This is a genomic window from Aminobacter sp. P4_D5, assembly GCF_056401815.1.
The window spans coordinates 1-17,179 of the sequence record NZ_JBFUIP010000123.1 but is presented as its reverse complement, the minus strand read 5'-3'; the positions used below and the strand labels follow the sequence as shown (position 1 = coordinate 17,179).

The window sequence follows — 17,179 nt, the reverse complement described above, 5'->3', positions numbered from 1 at the left end:
GTGGAGATCTGCACCATGCCGAGCGCGCCCCAGCGCTTCACCGCCTCGGCKATGTTCATCGTGCCGAAGACGTTGGTGAGCACGCCTTCGCACGGGTTGAGTTCGACCATCGGCACATGCTTGAGGGCCGCAGCATGGAAGATGAGTTCCGGTCTATGCTGGGCGAATACGCCTTCGACACGACGCCTGTCGCGCACATCGCACAGATGCACAGAGCGCTCTATGGCGGGGAAATTTTCCGCAAGGTCCAGGTCGACCGAATAGAGGTTGAACTCGCTATTATCGACAAGAACCAGCCGCGAAGGCGCGAGCCCCGCCACCTGCCTTGCCAATTCGCTGCCGATCGAGCCACCAGCGCCTGTGATCATGACGCGACGGCCACCGATAAAACGCTGCATGGCGGCGACATCGAGCGCGGCCTGCGACCTTTCCAGCAGGTCCGTGAGCTCAATTGGACGCAGTTCGAACTCGGTGGCAACACGGGGATTGCGCAATTCTGTCGCTGGATTCAGCCGTGAAACGGCCATGCCCATCCGGTCGGCGCAGGCGATCAACCGTTCCGCCTCGCCGCTTTCAAATGAAGAAAGCGGTGCCGTGAAGATGAGGTGGCGAGGCCGCTGGCCCCGGCCGTCAAGTTCGGCCACGACAGCGTCGAATTCATCTGTCGAGCCCAGCACTACGACGCCGCGCATGATCGACCCGGTCTCATCAGGCGAATTGTTGAGAAACCCAACCGGTTCGTGCGTCGATGTGGAGTCGCGCTGCAGCGCGCGCAGATAGAGGTCGGCCTCGTGGCCCGCGCCCACAAGCAGCACCGGTATGCGCGGGTTGAGTTCCGCCGGCGCCCAACGGAGGGCAGCGATAAGGGTCCTGAAGTCCTCCTGCCGGAAGCTAAGCCGAACAGCCGCCAGCAACGACACTAGAGCCAGGATCTCGATCGCGATGATGGAATGCGGGATGATGGCGAAGTGCGAATAAAAGAAGACGCACGTCATGAGCACCAGCGAGGCAATCAGAATCGCCTGCACAAGGACGACGTAGTCGGGAATCGAGGCATATTTCCATTTGCGCTTGTACAAGCCAGCAGCCGGAAAGGTCACAGCGCAAATGATTACGAACACGGCAGTGAGGATCGCGAGCGCTTCGGCCGCGCGGGCGTCGGTAAGGAACATTTGCGTATCAACGCAAAGGCCGCCAGCGACAGGTCGACTGCGTAGAGATACCGATTGCTGATTGTCGATTTCACAGCGGAGGCGATCCGCGATTTCACTTGCCGAAACGGCGGCCTCTTGGTTAGCGCCGCAGCTACATCCATAAGTACTGTGCCACCGGGCTTGCGAGCCGCGCCGGGTTCAACGGCGCGGTCTGCAACTCGCAACTGCGCTCTTTTCGCAGCGATCTCGTCGACGGCTGGCACGTGCCCGAATGCAAGGCCGCGGGGAGCCGCGATGCGGCTGATCACTGGGAGAAAGGGATGGTGGGCGATGACGGGCTCGAACCGCCGACATCTTCGGTGTAAACGAAGCGCTCTACCAACTGAGCTAATCGCCCCAACCGCGCGGAGCAATAAGCGGTTCGTCTTCGATCTGCAAGTTCAAATGCATGCCGCGAGGGCAGGTAAGTGCGTGCAAAAGCCTGGYTCTGGGGGCTTCGAAAAATAGACGACGAAGATTGTCGATTATCTTTCCGATGTCGCTTGACACCTACCCACGAACGCCGTAATTCACCGCCAACGACGCGGCGCCCAGCGCCAACGTCCAGAGCGCGGGTGTAGCTCAGTCGGTTAGAGTGCCGGCCTGTCACGCCGGAGGTCGCGGGTTCGAGCCCCGTCACTCGCGCCAGTCTTTCCAAGGGCTTAACCCTTGCCGACTGAACCTCTAGATTAAGTTGTCCAGAAGCGCCCATGGCGCCGGCCGGTGCCTTTCCCCTCCATTTTGCGAACATGTTGGTGCTGCTGTTTCCTGCAGCGCTGAGACGCGAATCGCGTGCGCGAAAAAACCTGCCGGTGGCGATTCGTGTCGGTGCATGACGCCCAGTTAGGGGCCAATTTTGCGCACCGCTCGTGTCTGGTGATTCTGGTTTTCAGGTAGATTCGCGACAGCGCTTTGCACCTTGGGCACACAATGCGCATCACAGCTCTTTGAGCCTGTGGATGACGCTTCCCGAATCCATGCTTCGGAAGGGTGGCCTATAGGTAATGCCCGAGCTTCTTGCCGGCCTTGATGAAGCGCAAGGGGTCAACGGCATCGCCGTCGCGGCGCACTTCATAGTGCAGATGCGGGCCGGTCGAACGGCCGCTGGTGCCTACTTCGCCGACTTCGTCGCCGACCATTACCTTTTGGTCGGGCGCCACCAGAACTTTGCTCAGATGCGCATAGCGTGTAGTGAAGCCGCCGCCATGCTCGATCTCGACCATACGGCCATAACCGCCGTTCCAGCCGGCCTTGGTGACAATGCCGGCGGCGGTGGCGCGCGCCGGCGAGCCGTAGGGCGCGCGGAAATCCATGCCTGAATGCAGTGCGGGCGAGCCGATCAGCGGATCGGTGCGGACGCCGAACGTGCTTGAGATCGAACGGCCGGCCGCTGGATTGGCGAGCGGCAGCCTGCGCGCCTCCTTCTTGAGACGGTCGAGCGTGTCGAGCGCTTCGTCGAGTTCCTTGACCTTGCTGTCGAACGCCATCGGATTGTCGAGTGGCACCAGTGGGCCGCCAACGCCCGATTTGCCGAAATCGGCGGCAACAGGCAGTCCGGCATCTTCGAGCGCGTCGGTGATGGCGCCCGCTGTCTGGTAGGCGTTGTCGGCAAGCGTGCCGATGCGCTGGACCTGGTCGTCCTCGATGCTGCGCAGCGATTTGTTGATGGTCACAAACAGCTTGTCGGCGCGGTCAGCGCTGCTTTCGCTGTCGGCTGCAGCCGATCTTGTCGACCAGAACGAAAACGGGCGCGCCGCTGCCGAATCCGCCGAGGCGTAGGCCAGGGCGCCGGTCTGCTCGATCGGCTTGTCCAAAAGTTCCGCGCGCTCGTCGGTAGCCTTGACAGGGGCGGAGGGGGCGGCTGCATTTGAAGCAGCCCGATCGAGAATCGGCCCGAGCCTGCCGTGGCGTTGGCTCAGCTGTGACTGCCGCGCCAAAAGTTCCGTGACCTTGGTTTCCATCAATTGCTGGTCGAGCAACTGCCGGCTTGTGATGCGGTCGACCTGCGCGCGAAGGGCGGAAATGCGGTCTTCATAAGCGTGCTGCATGCGCGCCTGGCGCGCCGTTGATGCGCCGATCAGGTCGTCGCGCAGCACAAGATAGGATGTCGCCAGGAGATAGCCGACAGCGACAGCGGCAAGGGCGGAGCCTGCAGCGGCTGCGACCCAGGGGCGCACGGTGAAATGCCGGATCTCGTTGCCGCGCGCGATGATGACGGTATGGGGTTCTTTGCGCCTGCCGAAAACAGGAGCCTGATTTGCAGCTTTCACCGGACCGAACTCTCATGACGAGACAGCGACGATCCGATTACACATTATTAGGGTTAACAAAGCTTTGCGCCCCAGGCGCGGCGTCAAGCGTTGCTGTCAGTCGCCGTTAAGAAAAGAAATCCCGCCACGCAAATACGCGGCAGGATTTTCTCGTCTACCAAAAATTTGATGAAGTACGCTTGGAGTGCTGTCAGATTTGCGGCAGAATTGGCCCGTAGGTGTCACATCATGGCGCTGGTGAATCGTTTCAGTCAGCGCAGAAAAAGCCAAAGCAGGATGATGATTGGGATTGGAATACCAATCATCCAAAGGATGAGGCTGCGGAACATCTTCATTCTCCCGTTGAGATCGTCGCATTAGAAACGTCGGGAGAGGGGGATAGGTTCCGCAATGTGCGATTTTGCTAGAGGGCTTTTACCGCCTCCAGCACCTCTGCGGCATGGCCTGGGACCTTCACCTTGCGCCAGATCCGCGCGATTCTGCCGTCGGCGCCAATCAGGAAGGTCGAACGTTCGACCCCCATATATTTGCGGCCATACATCGATTTTTCGGTCCACACGCCATAGGCCTCGAGCGCTTTTCGCTCTTCGTCAGCTACAAGATCGATGCCAATTTGATGCTTGGCCTTGAATTTGTCGTGTTTCTTGGCGCTGTCGGGCGAAACGCCGACGACCGCCGCTCCAGCCTTTTCGAATTGAGGCTTGAGCCGGGTGAAGTCGATCGCCTGGGCAGTGCAGCCGGTCGTATCGTCCTTGGGATAGAAATAGAGGACAACCGGTTTGCCGGCAAAGTCGGAAAGCGTCAGAATGCCCCCGCCGTCGCGCGGCAGTTCGAATTGCGGGGCGGGTTGGCCAGTCTCGAGTTCAGACACATCGATGCCCTTGTTGGAAGTTACAGGTGAGCTTGCAAGGATATCAGGTTAGATAATGTCGGACTTGGATTCGTCCACAGCCGAAACGACTACGGGACATCGCGTGGATCAGGAAGTGCCCCGGCACGAGAAAATCCGGTTCAGGCGCAACGAGATCACCGATCTCGGCGCCATGCCGTCGGCTGCGGGCCAGGAAGTGCCGCGTCCACGCACGTCGGTGCGCCGGCGCGCGGGCCATTGCGCGCTTGCTGCTGTCGCCGTGATTGGCTCGCTGGTCTTGCTGGTAATCATCGCGATAGAGGCCCTGAGTTATACTGGTATCGGCCAGGACAGATTGCGCAGCGAGGCCGAGCACGCCATCGAAGGCCTTGCCGGCGTCGATGTCGATGTTTCCATGGGGCAGGCGCGGCTGACACTCGATGGCCTCCGGCTGATTGCTGTCGAGGTGCCCGACGTCAAGCTCAAGCGCGCCGACGGCACTGCCATGGCTGAAGCCGGAATGATGCGATTCGGCATTCGGCTGCTGCCATTGCTGAAAGGCGAAGTGCGCCTCGGCGACGCCAAGATTTCCGACGCCAGCATCGTCGTTGATGCCATGCCCGGAACTGGCGGCTCCGACTGGAGTGCGGTGCTGCGCAGCCCAGATGGCCTGATCGATCCGCAGAAGCTTTTGAGCGAGACGTTCGGCGGCATTCACCGCGGCTTCGATGCGGTCCAGTACGACGCCATGCGCGAGATCGCGCTGTCCAATGTCGATTTCGTCCTGCCCTCGGGCGGCGAGGTCAAGGTCGTTCGCGTCGTTCAGTCGTCTTTGTCCAAGACGCGATCGGGCAAGCTGCGGATAGGGGCCAACTTCGACGTCGACGGCCGCGATGTCGAGCTTGCGGCCTCGGCCGAACGTGAAGTAGGTGCCGACCGTATTGCATCGCTCGACGCCACCGTGTCGATGACCGATCCGTTCGCCGGCATGACCAATATCCCGGCGGCCAAGGCCAGTCGCATCGGTTCGGCCGCCCTTGTCATCACTGGCAGCGAGGGCACCGGGGCCGGTGGTTCGGAGCTGATTGCCAAGGGGTCGATCGGCAAGTCGACGCTCGATCTCAAAGAACGCGGCCAGCTTGTCGGCGACGTGATGCTCGACCTCAGGCTTGCGGATGGGGAAAACAAGCTCGACGTCCGCCAACTCCTGGTCACCACCGATCGCTCAACCTTTGATTTCAGCGGTGCTGTCGGCCCGCGCCCGGCGACTGGCGTGGCAAGCGACAATCCGGCCTACCGTTTCGAGTTGATGAGCCGCGAGTCGCGCCTGGCACCCAGCGAGTCGCCCGAGCCCGCGCTCAGCTTCCTTGCTCGCGTCGCCGGAACCTATGATGTGGTCACCAAGACGCTGTCCGCCGAACAGATCGGCGTGAAGTCCGGCCCGGGCGGAGAGGCGCTGGGCAAGGCGTCGGTGCAGTTCGTCGACGGCAAGGCTCCTGGTATCTTCGTGGCTTTCAACGTCCACAACATGTCGGTGGCGCATGTGAAGCAGCTGTGGCCGTGGTTTTCGGCAAAGAATGCACGGCTCTGGGTGTTGCAGAACCTGTATGGCGGTCGCGTCGTCGACGGCAACGTGAGGTTTGATGTCAAGCCGGACCGGCTCGGTAACGGCGTGCCGCTCACGTCGCAGGAGGTCTTCGGCCGGTTCGAGATCGACGGCTCGCGCTTCGATACGGCGGGCCGCATTCCGCCCATCCGCGACGCCAAGGGTATTGTCGAGTTCCACGGCAACGATGTCGATGTCTCACTGTCGCAAGGCACCGTTTTCATGCCCAGCGGTCGCACGGTGGCGGCGAGCAACGGCACGCTCAAAGTCGTCAAGGCCAACATCATGCCGGTTCTCGGCGCGCTCGACATCGATGTCGCCGGTAGCGCCGACGCGGTTGCCGAACTCGCCTCCTACGAGCCGATCAACGCCATGCGCCATGTCGGCATCCTGCCGGAGGAGTTGACGGGCGATGTCACTGGCAACGTCAAGGCGGACATTCCCCTGACCAAGGGCATCGACACTGACAAGCTCGGTTGGACCGTAGCGCTCGACTATGACGGTCTGGCGGTCGCCAAGCCTTTTGATGGCCAGCAACTGTCGGAGGCGAAAGGCACGATCACCGTCACCCCTGAAAAGGCTGTCATCGTGGCCAACGGTAAGCTCAATGGCGTCCCTGCCGAGCTGGATATCGTCGAGCCGTTACGCGACGAAAGCATCGACAAGCAGCGCAATGTCCAACTCGTCCTCGACGACAAGACGCGCAATGCAATGCTTCCCGGCCTGTCCGACTTGTTGTCGGGCACCATCAAGGTCGACGTCGAACAACTGGCCGAAGGCAAGCGCAACATCGTCGCCGACCTGACCGCGGCCCGCCTCGATCTTCCGTGGGTTGGCTGGAGCAAGGGCCCCGGCATTCCGGCCACGGTCTCGTTCGTGATGAAACGCGACGGTGCGCGCTCGACCTTGTCCGATTTCAACCTGAGCGGAAAGACTTTCAGCATCAAGGGCGACATTTCACTCGCCGATACGAACCTGTCTTCAGCCAATTTCAACGACGTGAAGTTGAATCGCGACGACGACGTCTCGGTCAAGATCAAGCGGTCGGGCAAGGGTTATGCGGTTCAGGTTAATGGCAATTCGCTCGATGCCCGTGCGCTGATCAAGCAATTCATGGCGGATACCGACAAGGCCGGCAAATCGACGGGTGGATCTTCGGTCTCCGTCAGCGCCAATGTCGCAACGCTGATCGGTTTCAGCGGCGAAAAACTGTCCAACGTCACTCTTGAATATTCAGGCGCCGGATCGAAGGTCGGCAGCCTGAAAGTCAACGCGGCTGCGAGCTCCGGCGGACTGATAACCGTCAGCAACGCGCTGCAAGGCGGTGGGCGGCGTCTCGATGTCCGTTCCGCCGATGCCGGGGCCATCCTGCGCTTTCTCGATGTCTATGCCCGCATGCAGGGCGGTAGCCTGGCGCTTGCGCTGGAATCGACGGGCGACGGGCCGCTCAAGGGCCAGGTCGACGTGCGCGACTTCGTTGTGGTCGACGAACCACGGCTCGCCTCGATCGTCTCCAGCAAGCCCGCTGGCGACGACCGCAGCCTCAACCAGGCGGTGCGCAAGGACATTGACGTGTCCAGGGTAAGATTTGAACGCGGCTTCGCCCAGATCGACAAGCGCGAAAAATTCCTGGCACTGGAAAACGGCGTTTTGCGCGGGCCGTTGATCGGCACCACTTTCCAGGGCGTGCTCTATGATCAGCAGGGCCAGATGAACATGACCGGCACCTTCATGCCGGCCTATGGCCTCAACCGCATCTTCGGCGAGCTGCCGCTGGTCGGCGTCATCTTGGGCAATGGACGCGACCGAGGCCTGATCGGCGTCACCTACAAGCTCTCGGGCGACGCCAATGCGCCCAAGCTGCACGTCAATCCGCTGTCGGTGATCGCGCCCGGCATTTTCCGGACGATCTTCGAATATTGAGTCTGGCCAATGGGGACTAACCAGGCCCAACCAGACGATCCGCGAAGGTGCGATCAGGCAGGCGCGGCCTCGCTGCCCAAAATGTCCGAGAGGGCCGACAAGAGCCGGTCGATTTGCTCATCAGTGCCCACGGTTATCCTGAGATGGTCAGAGATGCGGGGAGCTGGAAAATGGCGCACGATGACAGCTCGTTGACGCAGCGCGGCGGCCAGTGCTGCGCCCTCGTGGGCTGGATGACGAGCGAAAACGAAGTTGGCGGAAGACGGCAGCACCTCAAAGCCGAGCCGGGCCAGTCCACGGTTCAGCCGCTCTCGGCCCTCGATCACGCGAGTTCGGCACTGCTGGAAATAGTCTTCGTCCTCAAGGGAAGCGATGGCGCCAGCTATGGCGGGCCGGCCAAGGGGATAGGAGTTGAAGCTGTTCTTCACCCGGGTGAGCGCCTCGATCAACTCGGCGTCGCCGATCGCATAGCCAACCCGCAGCCCGGCCAGGGCCCTGGACTTGGACATTGTTTGTACGACCAGAAGGTTCGGGTGGGAGGCGACCAGCGGAATCGCGGTTTCGGCGCCGAAATCAACATAGGCCTCGTCGATCACCACTGGGGCGTCAGGATGCTCCTCAAGCAAAGTGGCGTTATCGGCCAGTGACAGCGCAATCCCTGTCGGCGCATTTGGATTGGGCAGGATGATCGCGCCGGCCGGTCGCCGGTAATCGGCAACACGGATTTGCATGGCCTGATCAAGCGGAACGGCCTCGTAGTTGATGCCAAAAAGGCGGCAATAGACAGTGTAGAAGCTGTAGGTGATGTTAGGGAACAGCAACGGCGCATCATGCTTCAAAAGAGCGGCGAAGACATGCGCCAGCACTTCGTCGGAGCCGTTGCCGACGAACACCTGTTCGGGGCGCACCTGGTGATAGGTGGCCAACGCAGCCCGCAGTTCGGTGGCTTGCGGGTCCGGATAGAGACGCAGCGTATCCGCCGCCTCGCCACCAACCGCTTCCAGCACGCGTGGGGAGGCGCCAAATGGACTTTCGTTGGTGTTGAGCTTGACCAGTTCCGCCATGCGGGGCTGTTCGCCCGGCACATAGGGTTTCAAATCATGCGTCAAGCGGCTCCAGAAACGACTCATTGCTCTGTCCAAAACTCTTGGGACGGTGCGGCGGGGCCTGCGTAGACGCGCAGTACCCGACGCACATCATTTGACGCAGTTCAGCCTTTCCAGCTTCGCGCGATGGCCTTGGTCAGGCCGGGCGCACCAGAATGTGCTTCTTCTTGCCAAGCGACAGCTTGATCACGCCTTCCGGCGTGAGATCAGCCGTGCTGACGGCACGGCGCTCGTCATTGACCGACTGGTCGTTGATCCGCACGGCGCCGCCCTGAACGTGGCGGCGGGCTTCGCCGTTCGAGGCTGCGAGGCCTGCACGCACCACCAGCGACAAAAGACCGATACCGGCTTTCAACTCGTCTCCGGCAATCTCGACCGTCGGCAGCGACTCGGCCAGCGCGCCTTCCTCGAAGGTTTTGCGCGCGGTTTCCGCCGATTGCTCTGCGGCAGTGCGACCGTGCAACATGGCCGTCACTTCGGTCGCCAACACCTTCTTGGCATCATTGATCTCCGATCCGCCAAGGGCAGCCAGGCGCGCGATCTCGTCGAGCGGCATAGCCGTGTAGAGCTTGAGGAAGCGCTCGACGTCGGCATCCTCGGTGTTGCGCCAGTACTGCCAGAAGTCATAGGGCGACAGCATGTCGGCATTGAGCCAGACAGCGCCATTCATCGACTTGCCCATCTTGGCACCCGACGAAGTGGTTAGCAGCGGCGAAGTCAGCGCGTAAAGCTGCGGCGTGCCCAGGCGATGGCCAAGGTCGATACCGTTGATGATGTTGCCCCACTGGTCCGAGCCGCCCATTTGCAGGCGCAAGCCGTAGCGCTTGTTGAGCTCGACGAAGTCGTAAGCCTGCAGGATCATGTAGTTGAATTCGAGGAACGACAGCGACTGCTCGCGGTCCAGCCGCTGCTTGACGGAATCGAAGCTCAGCATGCGGTTGACCGAAAAATGCTGGCCGACGTCGCGCAGGAATTCGAGATAGTTGAGCGGCAAGAGCCACTCGGCGTTGTTGACCATCATCGCATCCTGAGGGCCGTCGCCGAAGGTCAGGTAGTTGGAAAACACCTGCTTGATGCCGTCGATGTTGGACTGGATAATTTCCGGCGTCATCAGCTTGCGCGCCTCGTCCTTGAAGGACGGGTCGCCGACCATGCCGGTGCCGCCGCCCATCAGCGGGACGGGGCGATGGCCGGTYTTCTGCATCCAGTACAGCATCATGATCTGGATCAGGCCACCGGCATGCAGGCTCGATGCCGTCGGATCGAAGCCGATATAAGCCGACACGGTTTCCTTGCAAAAGAGGTCGTCGAGGCCGGCATCATCGGAGGTCTGGTGGATGAAGCCGCGCTCGGAAAGGGTGCGCAGGAAATCGGATTTGAAGCCGGACATGGTTCTTTCTCTTGGCGGACGTGTGGTTCGGTCGATCCGGCATTGGATCGGCGAAGCTGGGGCTTTAGCATCTGAAGGCCCGGAATCACAAGGACGGCGGACTTCATGGCGGTTATGACTTCGATCGGACTGATGAGCGGAACATCGATGGATGGCATCGACCTCGCCATCCTGCGAAGCGACGGGGTCAACGAGATCACGTTGGGTCCGTCCATAGCGGTTGCCTACGACGCAACTTTTCGCCGCCGCATCGAGGCTTCGCTGGAGACGGCCAAGTCGATTGTCCGACGCGAAGACAGGCCGGGCGATCTCGCCGATCTGGAGCGCGAGATCACGCTGCGCCACGCCGCTGCGGTAAAGGATTTCCTGCGCAGCTTGCCCGCCGAGTGGCAAAAGCCCGATTTGATAGGCTTCCACGGCCAGACGGTGCTACATCGCCCGCATCTTGGCGTAAYGGTCCAGATTGGCGATGGCGCCTTGCTTGCCCGCGAGACCGGCATGCCAGTCGTCTACGACATGCGCGCCAACGACATGGCTCATGGCGGGCAGGGCGCACCGCTGGTGCCGGCATATCACGCAGCACTCGCCCGTTCGCTGCCTGAGCCATGCGCCGCAATGAAGCCTGCGGTGTTCATCAATGTCGGCGGCATCTCCAACGTCACCTACGTGCCTGAAAAGGGCGATCCCATTGCCTTCGACACCGGTCCCGGCAACACGCTGATCGACCAGTGGGTCAGCCGCGAGGGCGGCGTGCCCTATGATGCCGGCGGTGCCATTGCCAGCGAGGGCGGCGTGGTGACCGAGGTGGTCGAGCGCTACCTCGACAATCCGTTCTTTGGAAAACCCGGTCCCAAATCGCTCGACCGCAACGATTTCACCCTCGCTTTGGCCGAAGGGCTGGAGCTTTCCGACGGCGCCCGCACGCTGGCCGGCGTCTCGGCCGAAGCGATCCTGAAATCGGTCGAGCATTTGCCTGAGCCGCCAAAACTCTGGATCGTCTGTGGCGGCGGACGCAAGAACCCGCATATCGTCGGCGACCTCAAGACAGGGGCAAAAAAGGCGGGAGCCCAAGTGATCGTTGCCGAAGATGCCGGCCTCAACGGCGACGCCACCGAGGCCGAGGCCTGGGCTTATCTCGCGGTCAGATCGGCGCTCCGCCTGCCGCTGACCTTCCCGACCACCACTGGTTGCCGCGAGCCTGTGACCGGCGGCCTGCGCGCCGAACCCTGAACCGGGGACTTCATCAAAGTTTCATCTTCGTGTCACCCGCCCGACATGGCGTGGACCTAGCTGGAGGGCGTTCCTTCAACCAATCGGGGTCCACCATGCGACGCTCTCTCTATCTGGCTGCGGCCGTTCTCGCGCTATCCACCGCTTCCGCCTTCGCGGACGAGACGGAATTCAAGGMAACGCTCACCGGCCACGCGATCCTGCCGGCAAACACCATCGTTGCAGCGCCCGAAAATGCGCCGGAACATCTGCGCACGTCGGGCAAGTTCACGACCCCCGACCGCAAGCGCGCCGAAGGTCTCGGCACCGTTCCGGGCAAGGATGGCGTTCGTCCGACCGGACTTTCGCTGCCGTTCGATGGCCAGCCCGTACAGGGCTTCTCCGGCATCAAGTCGATGGGCGACGGTACCTTCTGGTCGCTCTCCGACAACGGTTTCGGTGCGAAGCTGAACTCTTCCGACGCCGCCCTGATGCTGCACCACCTGTCGTTCGACTGGGACAAGGGCACGGTCGACCGCAAGAAGACGGTTTTCCTCAGCGATCCTGAGCGCAAGGCGCCGTTCCCCATCGTGCTCGAAGGTTCCGACACGCGCTTTCTCACTGGCGCTGATTTCGACGTCGAATCGATCCAGCCGGTGGCAGACGGCTTCTGGGTTGGCGAGGAGTTCGGGCCCTATCTGCTCAAATTCGACCTCGACGGCAAGCTGACCGACGTCTTTGCGACGACCGTCGAAGGTGAGCCGGTACTTTCGCCCGACCATCCGACGCTGATGCTTCCGGGCAACCCGACCGCCAAGAACCCGGCCTTCAACCTCAAGCGTTCGGGCGGCTATGAAGGCCTGGCGATGTCGAAGGACGGCGCCAAGCTCTACGGCCTGCTCGAAGGTCCGCGCTACATGGCTGACGGTGCAGTCGAGAAAGTTGATGGCAAGACCGCGCTTCGCGTCATCGAATTCGACGCGGCCAAGAAGGAATGGACCGGCCGCAGCTGGCTTTACCCGCTGGCCGACGGCGGCGAGGCCATTGGCGATTTCAACATGATCAGCGAAACCGAAGCGCTGGTCATCGAGCGCGACAATGGTGCCGGAACTGCCGACCAGGCCTGCGCTGATGCCAATGATCCCAAGCCCGATTGTTTCGCCAAGCCCGCCAAGCTCAAGCGCATCTACAAGATCGAGATGACAGACGAAAACGCCGGCAAGGCTGTGCGCAAGGTCGGCTACATCGACCTCATGAAGATCGCCGATCCCGACAACAAGAAGCGCCGGGGCGGCGGCGAGGGTTTTTACGACATGCCCTTCGTCACCATCGAGAATGTTGATCTCGTCGACGACAGCCATATCATCGTCGGCAACGACAACAACCTGCCGTTCTCGGCCGGCCGCGCCATCGACAAGGCCGATGACAACGAGTTCGTGCTGCTCGAAGTCGGCGATCTCCTGAAGGCGAAATAAGGAATCTGCAAGCAGCGGGCCGCTGCTAGCCGTCCGCGATCGAAGCGAGAAGAAAGGCTCCTGCTTGGCAGGAGCCTTTTTTCCATGGGGATGTAGTCGTTTCATCCGGGTAGCGACAAAAAGCGCCTTTGACCTTCCAGTCAGTGGAGGTCGTATAGCGCGAATCTGCCTTGCGAAAGCGAGTAATTACCAACGCGCTGGAAGTGACTGAAGCATGCTCCCATGATTGCCGATACAAGTCCGCTGGCCGCCTATGCGGCAGCGTTCGGTTTCATATTGCTGATGGTGTTTGCGGCAGTCTTTTTCGGCGATTCCGAGATCGTGCTGCCGGAAATCGCGGCCATGGCGGTGGCGCTGTGGGCCTGGCGGGAGAAGGGGTGGCTCAGGCAGCCCGAAAAGATCTTCCTCGTGCCGTCCATCACGGCTACCATCGGCTTTGCTGTCAACCTTCTGGATCAGTCCTTCGTCGTGAAGATCCTGCTGGTGTTATGCCTGATGCTGGTTGCCATGCGCGCTATTCGCACCAATCTGGCACCCGCGCTTGCGACCGGATTCCTGCCTATCGTTACCAACGCGACGCACTATTCCTTCCTGATCGCCATCTTCGTCACCACCTTCGCATTGATGCTGGGTGTCGTGCTGTTCAAGCTCAACCGGGGTGTTCCGCGAGAAGCGCCGGTCAAATACAAATACATGCTGGTCTATCTGGTGATGCATCTCGCGTGGATCGGCATCGTCGTGCTGGCTGGCTATCCGCACATGGCCATCATTCCGCCGATCACCGTTGTCGTGTACGAATCCCTGCAGATGCCGATGTATATGCGCAAGATGGCGCTCAAGCAGACGGCCGTGCTCACCTTGTCGGCGCTGATCGGCACGGTGCTGTTTCTTACCCTAGAAAACTGGCTGCTCATCGCCGCCATCGATCTGGCGCTGATCTATGGCTTGCTGCATCTGTTCAAGGCGCGCATTCCGGCAGCCTATGCATTTCCGTTCCTGCCATTTGTCTTTCCGGCGGAGTTCGTGCCGCAATTGCCGGTCGGTGCCGCTGTCGTATCCGTTTTCTTCTTCTCATTGGTCTTGGCGTACAAGACTTATGAAAAGAGGCGCATGGGGCAGGTTGCGGCCATGGCTTGAGCCGCCGCTACGCTGACCTAAGAGGTTTGGGCTATTCGCCCGTCAGGCCGCCATACTGCCGGACCAGCTGCGCCATGTCGTCAGCAGTTTGCTGGTCGGCCTCGATGCCTTCGGCAACCCCGATGCGATCGCCAACTGGCCGGTTCTGGCTGACCTTCCACTTGCCGTCGATGTTGGTGATGTCGATTTCAAGGCCGATTATGCCCTTGATCTGAGCCTGGATGTAAGCGTCCGGCGCGTCGGTCACCTGCCATGGCTCCGTCCGCCGTGCTTCCTGGCTGGCGGTGAGCTCGGCGATCTGTCCGGCAAGCCAGTCCTTGTCATCGATCACCCGTGCCGTGCCGCGCACCTGCACGGTTGCATAGTTCCAGGTTGGAACGACCTTGCCGGTCTCGCGCTTGGTCTCGTACCAGGACGGGGTGATGTAATGGTCGGCGCCCTGGAAAACCACCAGCACCGGCATGTCGGGCGTATCGGCCAACAGCCGCCATTGCGGATTGGCCCGCGCCAGATGGGCGCGCAGCCTGCCGTTAGGCCCAATTTCGGCATCCAGAAGAAAAGGCAGCAGATTGGCCACCGGGCCTTCCGATCCGTTGCAGATCAGAAGGCCGAGCGGATGGTTGCGGATCAGCGCGTGCAAAACCTCCGTCCGTGTCTCGCGAAACAGCGGAGGCTGGTACATGCGCCGAACTCCTCTTAGCGCAGGCGCTTGGGACGCGGGTCCGACAGCTCGCCGGCAAGGCGCCGGTCGAGATAATCGGCGCATTCTTCGATCACCAGCTCCGGATCGTTGCCGAAGAAGTGGTTGGCACCGGCAAGCGTCTTTTGGGTGATGGTGATGCCCTTTTGCGTGTGCAGCTTGTCGACCAGGCCCTGCACGTCCTTGGGCGGCGCCACCTTGTCGGCATCGCCATGGATGATCAGGCCTGACGACGGGCAGGGCGCCAGGAACGAGAAGTCATAGGTGTTGGGCTGCGGTGCCACCGAAATGAAGCCTTCGATTTCGGGGCGGCGCATCAAAAGCTGCATGCCGATCCATGACCCGAAGGAATAACCCGCAACCCAGCAGCTCTTGGAATCGGGATGCAGCGACTGCACCCAGTCGAGTGCCGCTGCCGCGTCCGACAATTCGCCGGTACCGTGGTCGAACTCGCCCTGGCTGCRGCCGATGCCGCGGAAATTGAAGCGCAGCGTGGTGAAGTCGCGCTTCTGGAACATGTAAAAGAGGTCGTACACGATCTTGTTGTTCATCGTGCCGCCAAACTGCGGGTGAGGGTGCAGTATGATGGCGATCGGCGCGTTCTTTTCCTTGGACGGCTGATAACGACCTTCCAGGCGACCCGCCGGACCGGTGAAAATGACCTCTGGCATAGAATACTCCACTTGACGCAAAGCCGATCAAACAATCCTGTGGCCAGCCTTGACGCGAGCGACGCGTCTTCATAGAAGCTAGTTTAGAACTGTTCAAAACTGGGCGGCGAAACCGCTCGTTTGGCAAAGCGGGTAGATAGGACGGCTCGCCTTGGAATTTCAAGGAAATTGCGCGTCCCTACACCCAAACGTGATTTGACAGGGCAGATTGAACCGAAATGGCCGGACCACGCGCCTATCTTGACCACAATGCCAGTGCGCCGCTGCTGCCCGCAGCGCGTGCTGCTGTGGTTGCGGCGCTCGATGTGGTGGCCAATCCRTCGTCCGTGCACAATGAGGGCAGGGCTGCCCGCAAGATCATCGAGGATGCCAGGCGCGATGTCGCCGCCCTTGTCGGCGCCAAAGCAGAGCATGTGGTGTTCACCTCAGGCGCCACCGAGGCTGCGACCACGCTGCTTTCGCCTGATTGGCGCATGGGCCGGGGGGCTGTGCGCATGTCGCGTCTCTACGTCACCGAAGCCGATCATCCTTGCGTGCTGAACGGCGGACGTTTCCCTGCCGATCGCGTCACGCGTCTTGGCGTCGACAGCAACGGTGTCGTAGACCTCCCTGCTTTGGAGGCCGCGCTCGCTGCCCACGATAAGTCGGAAGGCTTGCCGCTCGTGGCGATCCATTCCRCCAACAACGAGACCGGTGTCATTCAGCCATTCCGCGATATCGCCAGGCTGGTGAAGGCGGCGGGTGGGGTTCTGGTCGCAGATGCCGTCCAGGCAGCAGGGCGCGTTCCTCTCGATATGTCAGAGGCTTATGCGGATTACCTGATTCTATCCTCGCACAAGATCGGTGGGCCTAAGGGCGCTGGCGCAATCGTCGCCCAAGCCGATCTGATGATGCCGGCACCTCTGGTGTCAGGCGGCGGGCAAGAGAAAGGCCATCGCGGCGGCACCGAAAACCTGCCAGCTATCGCTGGATTTGGCGCGGCTGCACGAGACGCTCTGGCAGGGCTGGCCGAAATCGACAAGGTGCACGCCATGCGTGATCGCATCGAAGAGACGATCACGCGGCTTGTTTCCGATGCGGAAATCTTCGGAAAGGGCACCGAGCGGCTTGCCAATACGACATTCTTCGCTATTCCGGGCATCAAGGCTGAGACGGCGCAGATCGCCTTCGATCTGGGTGGCGTCGCGCTCTCCGCCGGTTCCGCGTGTTCGTCGGGCAAGGTCGGTCCCAGCCATGTGCTGAAGGCGATGGGCTTTGCCGACAATCTCGGTGCGTTGCGGGTCTCGATCGGCCGGCAGACGTCCGAGGCGGACATTGAAAAATTCGAAACGGCTCTCGCAGCGCTTCTGGCGCGGCGCACGGACCGTACGAAAGCCGCCTGATAGGCGGGAAATTTGGCCCAAGGGCCAGTGAACGGGTGTGTCAGGGCGCTGCGAGGCGGCCTTCCGGGTGAATTTCCGGAAAGAATGCACTATATGGAACTTACGCCGCACCAGCGGTGCCATAGTTTGAAAACTGTCGGGCCTTGACCCCGGCGTGGATGGAGAACGCCTATGCCTGCTGTGCAGGAAACGATCGAGCAGGTCCGCAAGATCGACGTGGACCAATACAAATACGGCTTCGAATCGTTCATCGAGATGGACAAGGCC

At 61.2% G+C, this 17,179-nt stretch carries 13 protein-coding genes and 2 tRNA genes; 6 read left to right on the top strand and 9 right to left on the bottom strand.

Going from position 1 to position 17,179, the window contains the following annotated elements:
* Both AC1DWF_RS22205 and AC1DWF_RS22200 read right to left on the bottom strand, forming a co-directional pair.
* The coding region (locus AC1DWF_RS22205) for a polysaccharide biosynthesis protein (protein ID WP_476842062.1) at positions 1–1,172 on the bottom strand (1,172 nt) is incomplete at its 3' end.
* A gap of 303 nt (positions 1,173–1,475) precedes the next feature.
* Positions 1,476–1,551: transfer RNA gene (locus AC1DWF_RS22200), tRNA-Val, on the bottom strand.
* A gap of 213 nt (positions 1,552–1,764) precedes the next feature.
* On the opposite strand from AC1DWF_RS22200, the gene AC1DWF_RS22195 reads away from it, so the two are divergent.
* Positions 1,765–1,841 (top strand) — tRNA-Asp (locus AC1DWF_RS22195).
* Between the two features lie 347 nt (positions 1,842–2,188).
* Here AC1DWF_RS22195 and AC1DWF_RS22190 read toward each other — a convergent pair.
* The 3 genes from AC1DWF_RS22190 to AC1DWF_RS22180 form a co-directional block, all read right to left on the bottom strand.
* Positions 2,189–3,463, bottom strand: coding sequence for a M23 family metallopeptidase (locus AC1DWF_RS22190; protein ID WP_476783994.1), 1,275 nt, complete (start codon positions 3,461–3,463; stop codon positions 2,189–2,191).
* A gap of 96 nt (positions 3,464–3,559) precedes the next feature.
* Complete coding sequence (locus AC1DWF_RS22185) at positions 3,560–3,820, bottom strand: hypothetical protein (RefSeq protein ID WP_476788115.1); 261 nt, start codon at positions 3,818–3,820, stop codon at positions 3,560–3,562.
* Between the two features lie 46 nt (positions 3,821–3,866).
* Positions 3,867–4,334: a peroxiredoxin gene (locus tag AC1DWF_RS22180; RefSeq protein WP_476783993.1), complete on the bottom strand. Its 468-nt coding sequence runs from the start codon at positions 4,332–4,334 to the stop codon at positions 3,867–3,869.
* 103 nt (positions 4,335–4,437) lie between these two features.
* Here AC1DWF_RS22180 and AC1DWF_RS22175 point away from each other — a divergent pair, with 103 nt between their 5' ends.
* A complete protein-coding gene (locus tag AC1DWF_RS22175; RefSeq protein ID WP_476788114.1) occupies positions 4,438–7,842 on the top strand; it encodes a hypothetical protein in 3,405 nt (1,134 codons plus the stop codon).
* Between the two features lie 53 nt (positions 7,843–7,895).
* On the opposite strand, the gene hisC is transcribed toward AC1DWF_RS22175, so the two are convergent.
* Positions 7,896–8,972 carry a histidinol-phosphate transaminase gene (gene hisC / locus AC1DWF_RS22170; RefSeq protein ID WP_476785187.1) on the bottom strand — a complete coding sequence of 359 codons (1,077 nt, stop codon included), beginning with the start codon at positions 8,970–8,972 and terminating at the stop codon, positions 7,896–7,898.
* 112 nt (positions 8,973–9,084) lie between these two features.
* On the bottom strand, positions 9,085–10,338 hold the full coding sequence (tyrS, locus tag AC1DWF_RS22165) for a tyrosine--tRNA ligase (RefSeq protein ID WP_476785186.1): 1,254 nt from the start codon (positions 10,336–10,338) through the stop codon (positions 9,085–9,087).
* Positions 10,339–10,443: 105 nt separating this feature from the next.
* Here tyrS and AC1DWF_RS22160 point away from each other — a divergent pair, with 105 nt between their 5' ends.
* From AC1DWF_RS22160 to AC1DWF_RS22150, 3 genes are all read left to right on the top strand, one after another.
* On the top strand, positions 10,444–11,568 hold the full coding sequence (locus AC1DWF_RS22160) for an anhydro-N-acetylmuramic acid kinase (RefSeq protein ID WP_476842061.1): 1,125 nt from the start codon (positions 10,444–10,446) through the stop codon (positions 11,566–11,568).
* Between the two features lie 95 nt (positions 11,569–11,663).
* Positions 11,664–13,022 (top strand): esterase-like activity of phytase family protein, encoded by a 1,359-nt coding sequence (locus AC1DWF_RS22155; protein ID WP_476842060.1) that lies wholly within the window; start codon positions 11,664–11,666, stop codon positions 13,020–13,022.
* Between the two features lie 222 nt (positions 13,023–13,244).
* Positions 13,245–14,159 carry a hypothetical protein gene (locus tag AC1DWF_RS22150; protein WP_476788112.1) on the top strand — a complete coding sequence of 305 codons (915 nt, stop codon included), beginning with the start codon at positions 13,245–13,247 and terminating at the stop codon, positions 14,157–14,159.
* Positions 14,160–14,190: 31 nt separating this feature from the next.
* On the opposite strand, the gene AC1DWF_RS22145 is transcribed toward AC1DWF_RS22150, so the two are convergent.
* Together AC1DWF_RS22145 and AC1DWF_RS22140 are read right to left on the bottom strand one after the other, a co-directional pair.
* Positions 14,191–14,841, bottom strand: coding sequence for an FMN-binding negative transcriptional regulator (locus AC1DWF_RS22145; protein ID WP_476787400.1), 651 nt, complete (start codon positions 14,839–14,841; stop codon positions 14,191–14,193).
* A 14-nt stretch (positions 14,842–14,855) separates the two neighbouring features.
* A complete protein-coding gene (locus AC1DWF_RS22140) occupies positions 14,856–15,530 on the bottom strand; it encodes an alpha/beta hydrolase (RefSeq protein ID WP_476842059.1) in 675 nt (224 codons plus the stop codon).
* A gap of 218 nt (positions 15,531–15,748) precedes the next feature.
* Here AC1DWF_RS22140 and AC1DWF_RS22135 point away from each other — a divergent pair, with 218 nt between their 5' ends.
* Complete coding sequence (locus AC1DWF_RS22135) at positions 15,749–16,912, top strand: cysteine desulfurase family protein (protein WP_476842058.1); 1,164 nt, start codon at positions 15,749–15,751, stop codon at positions 16,910–16,912.
* The last annotated feature ends 267 nt before the right edge of the window (positions 16,913–17,179 follow it).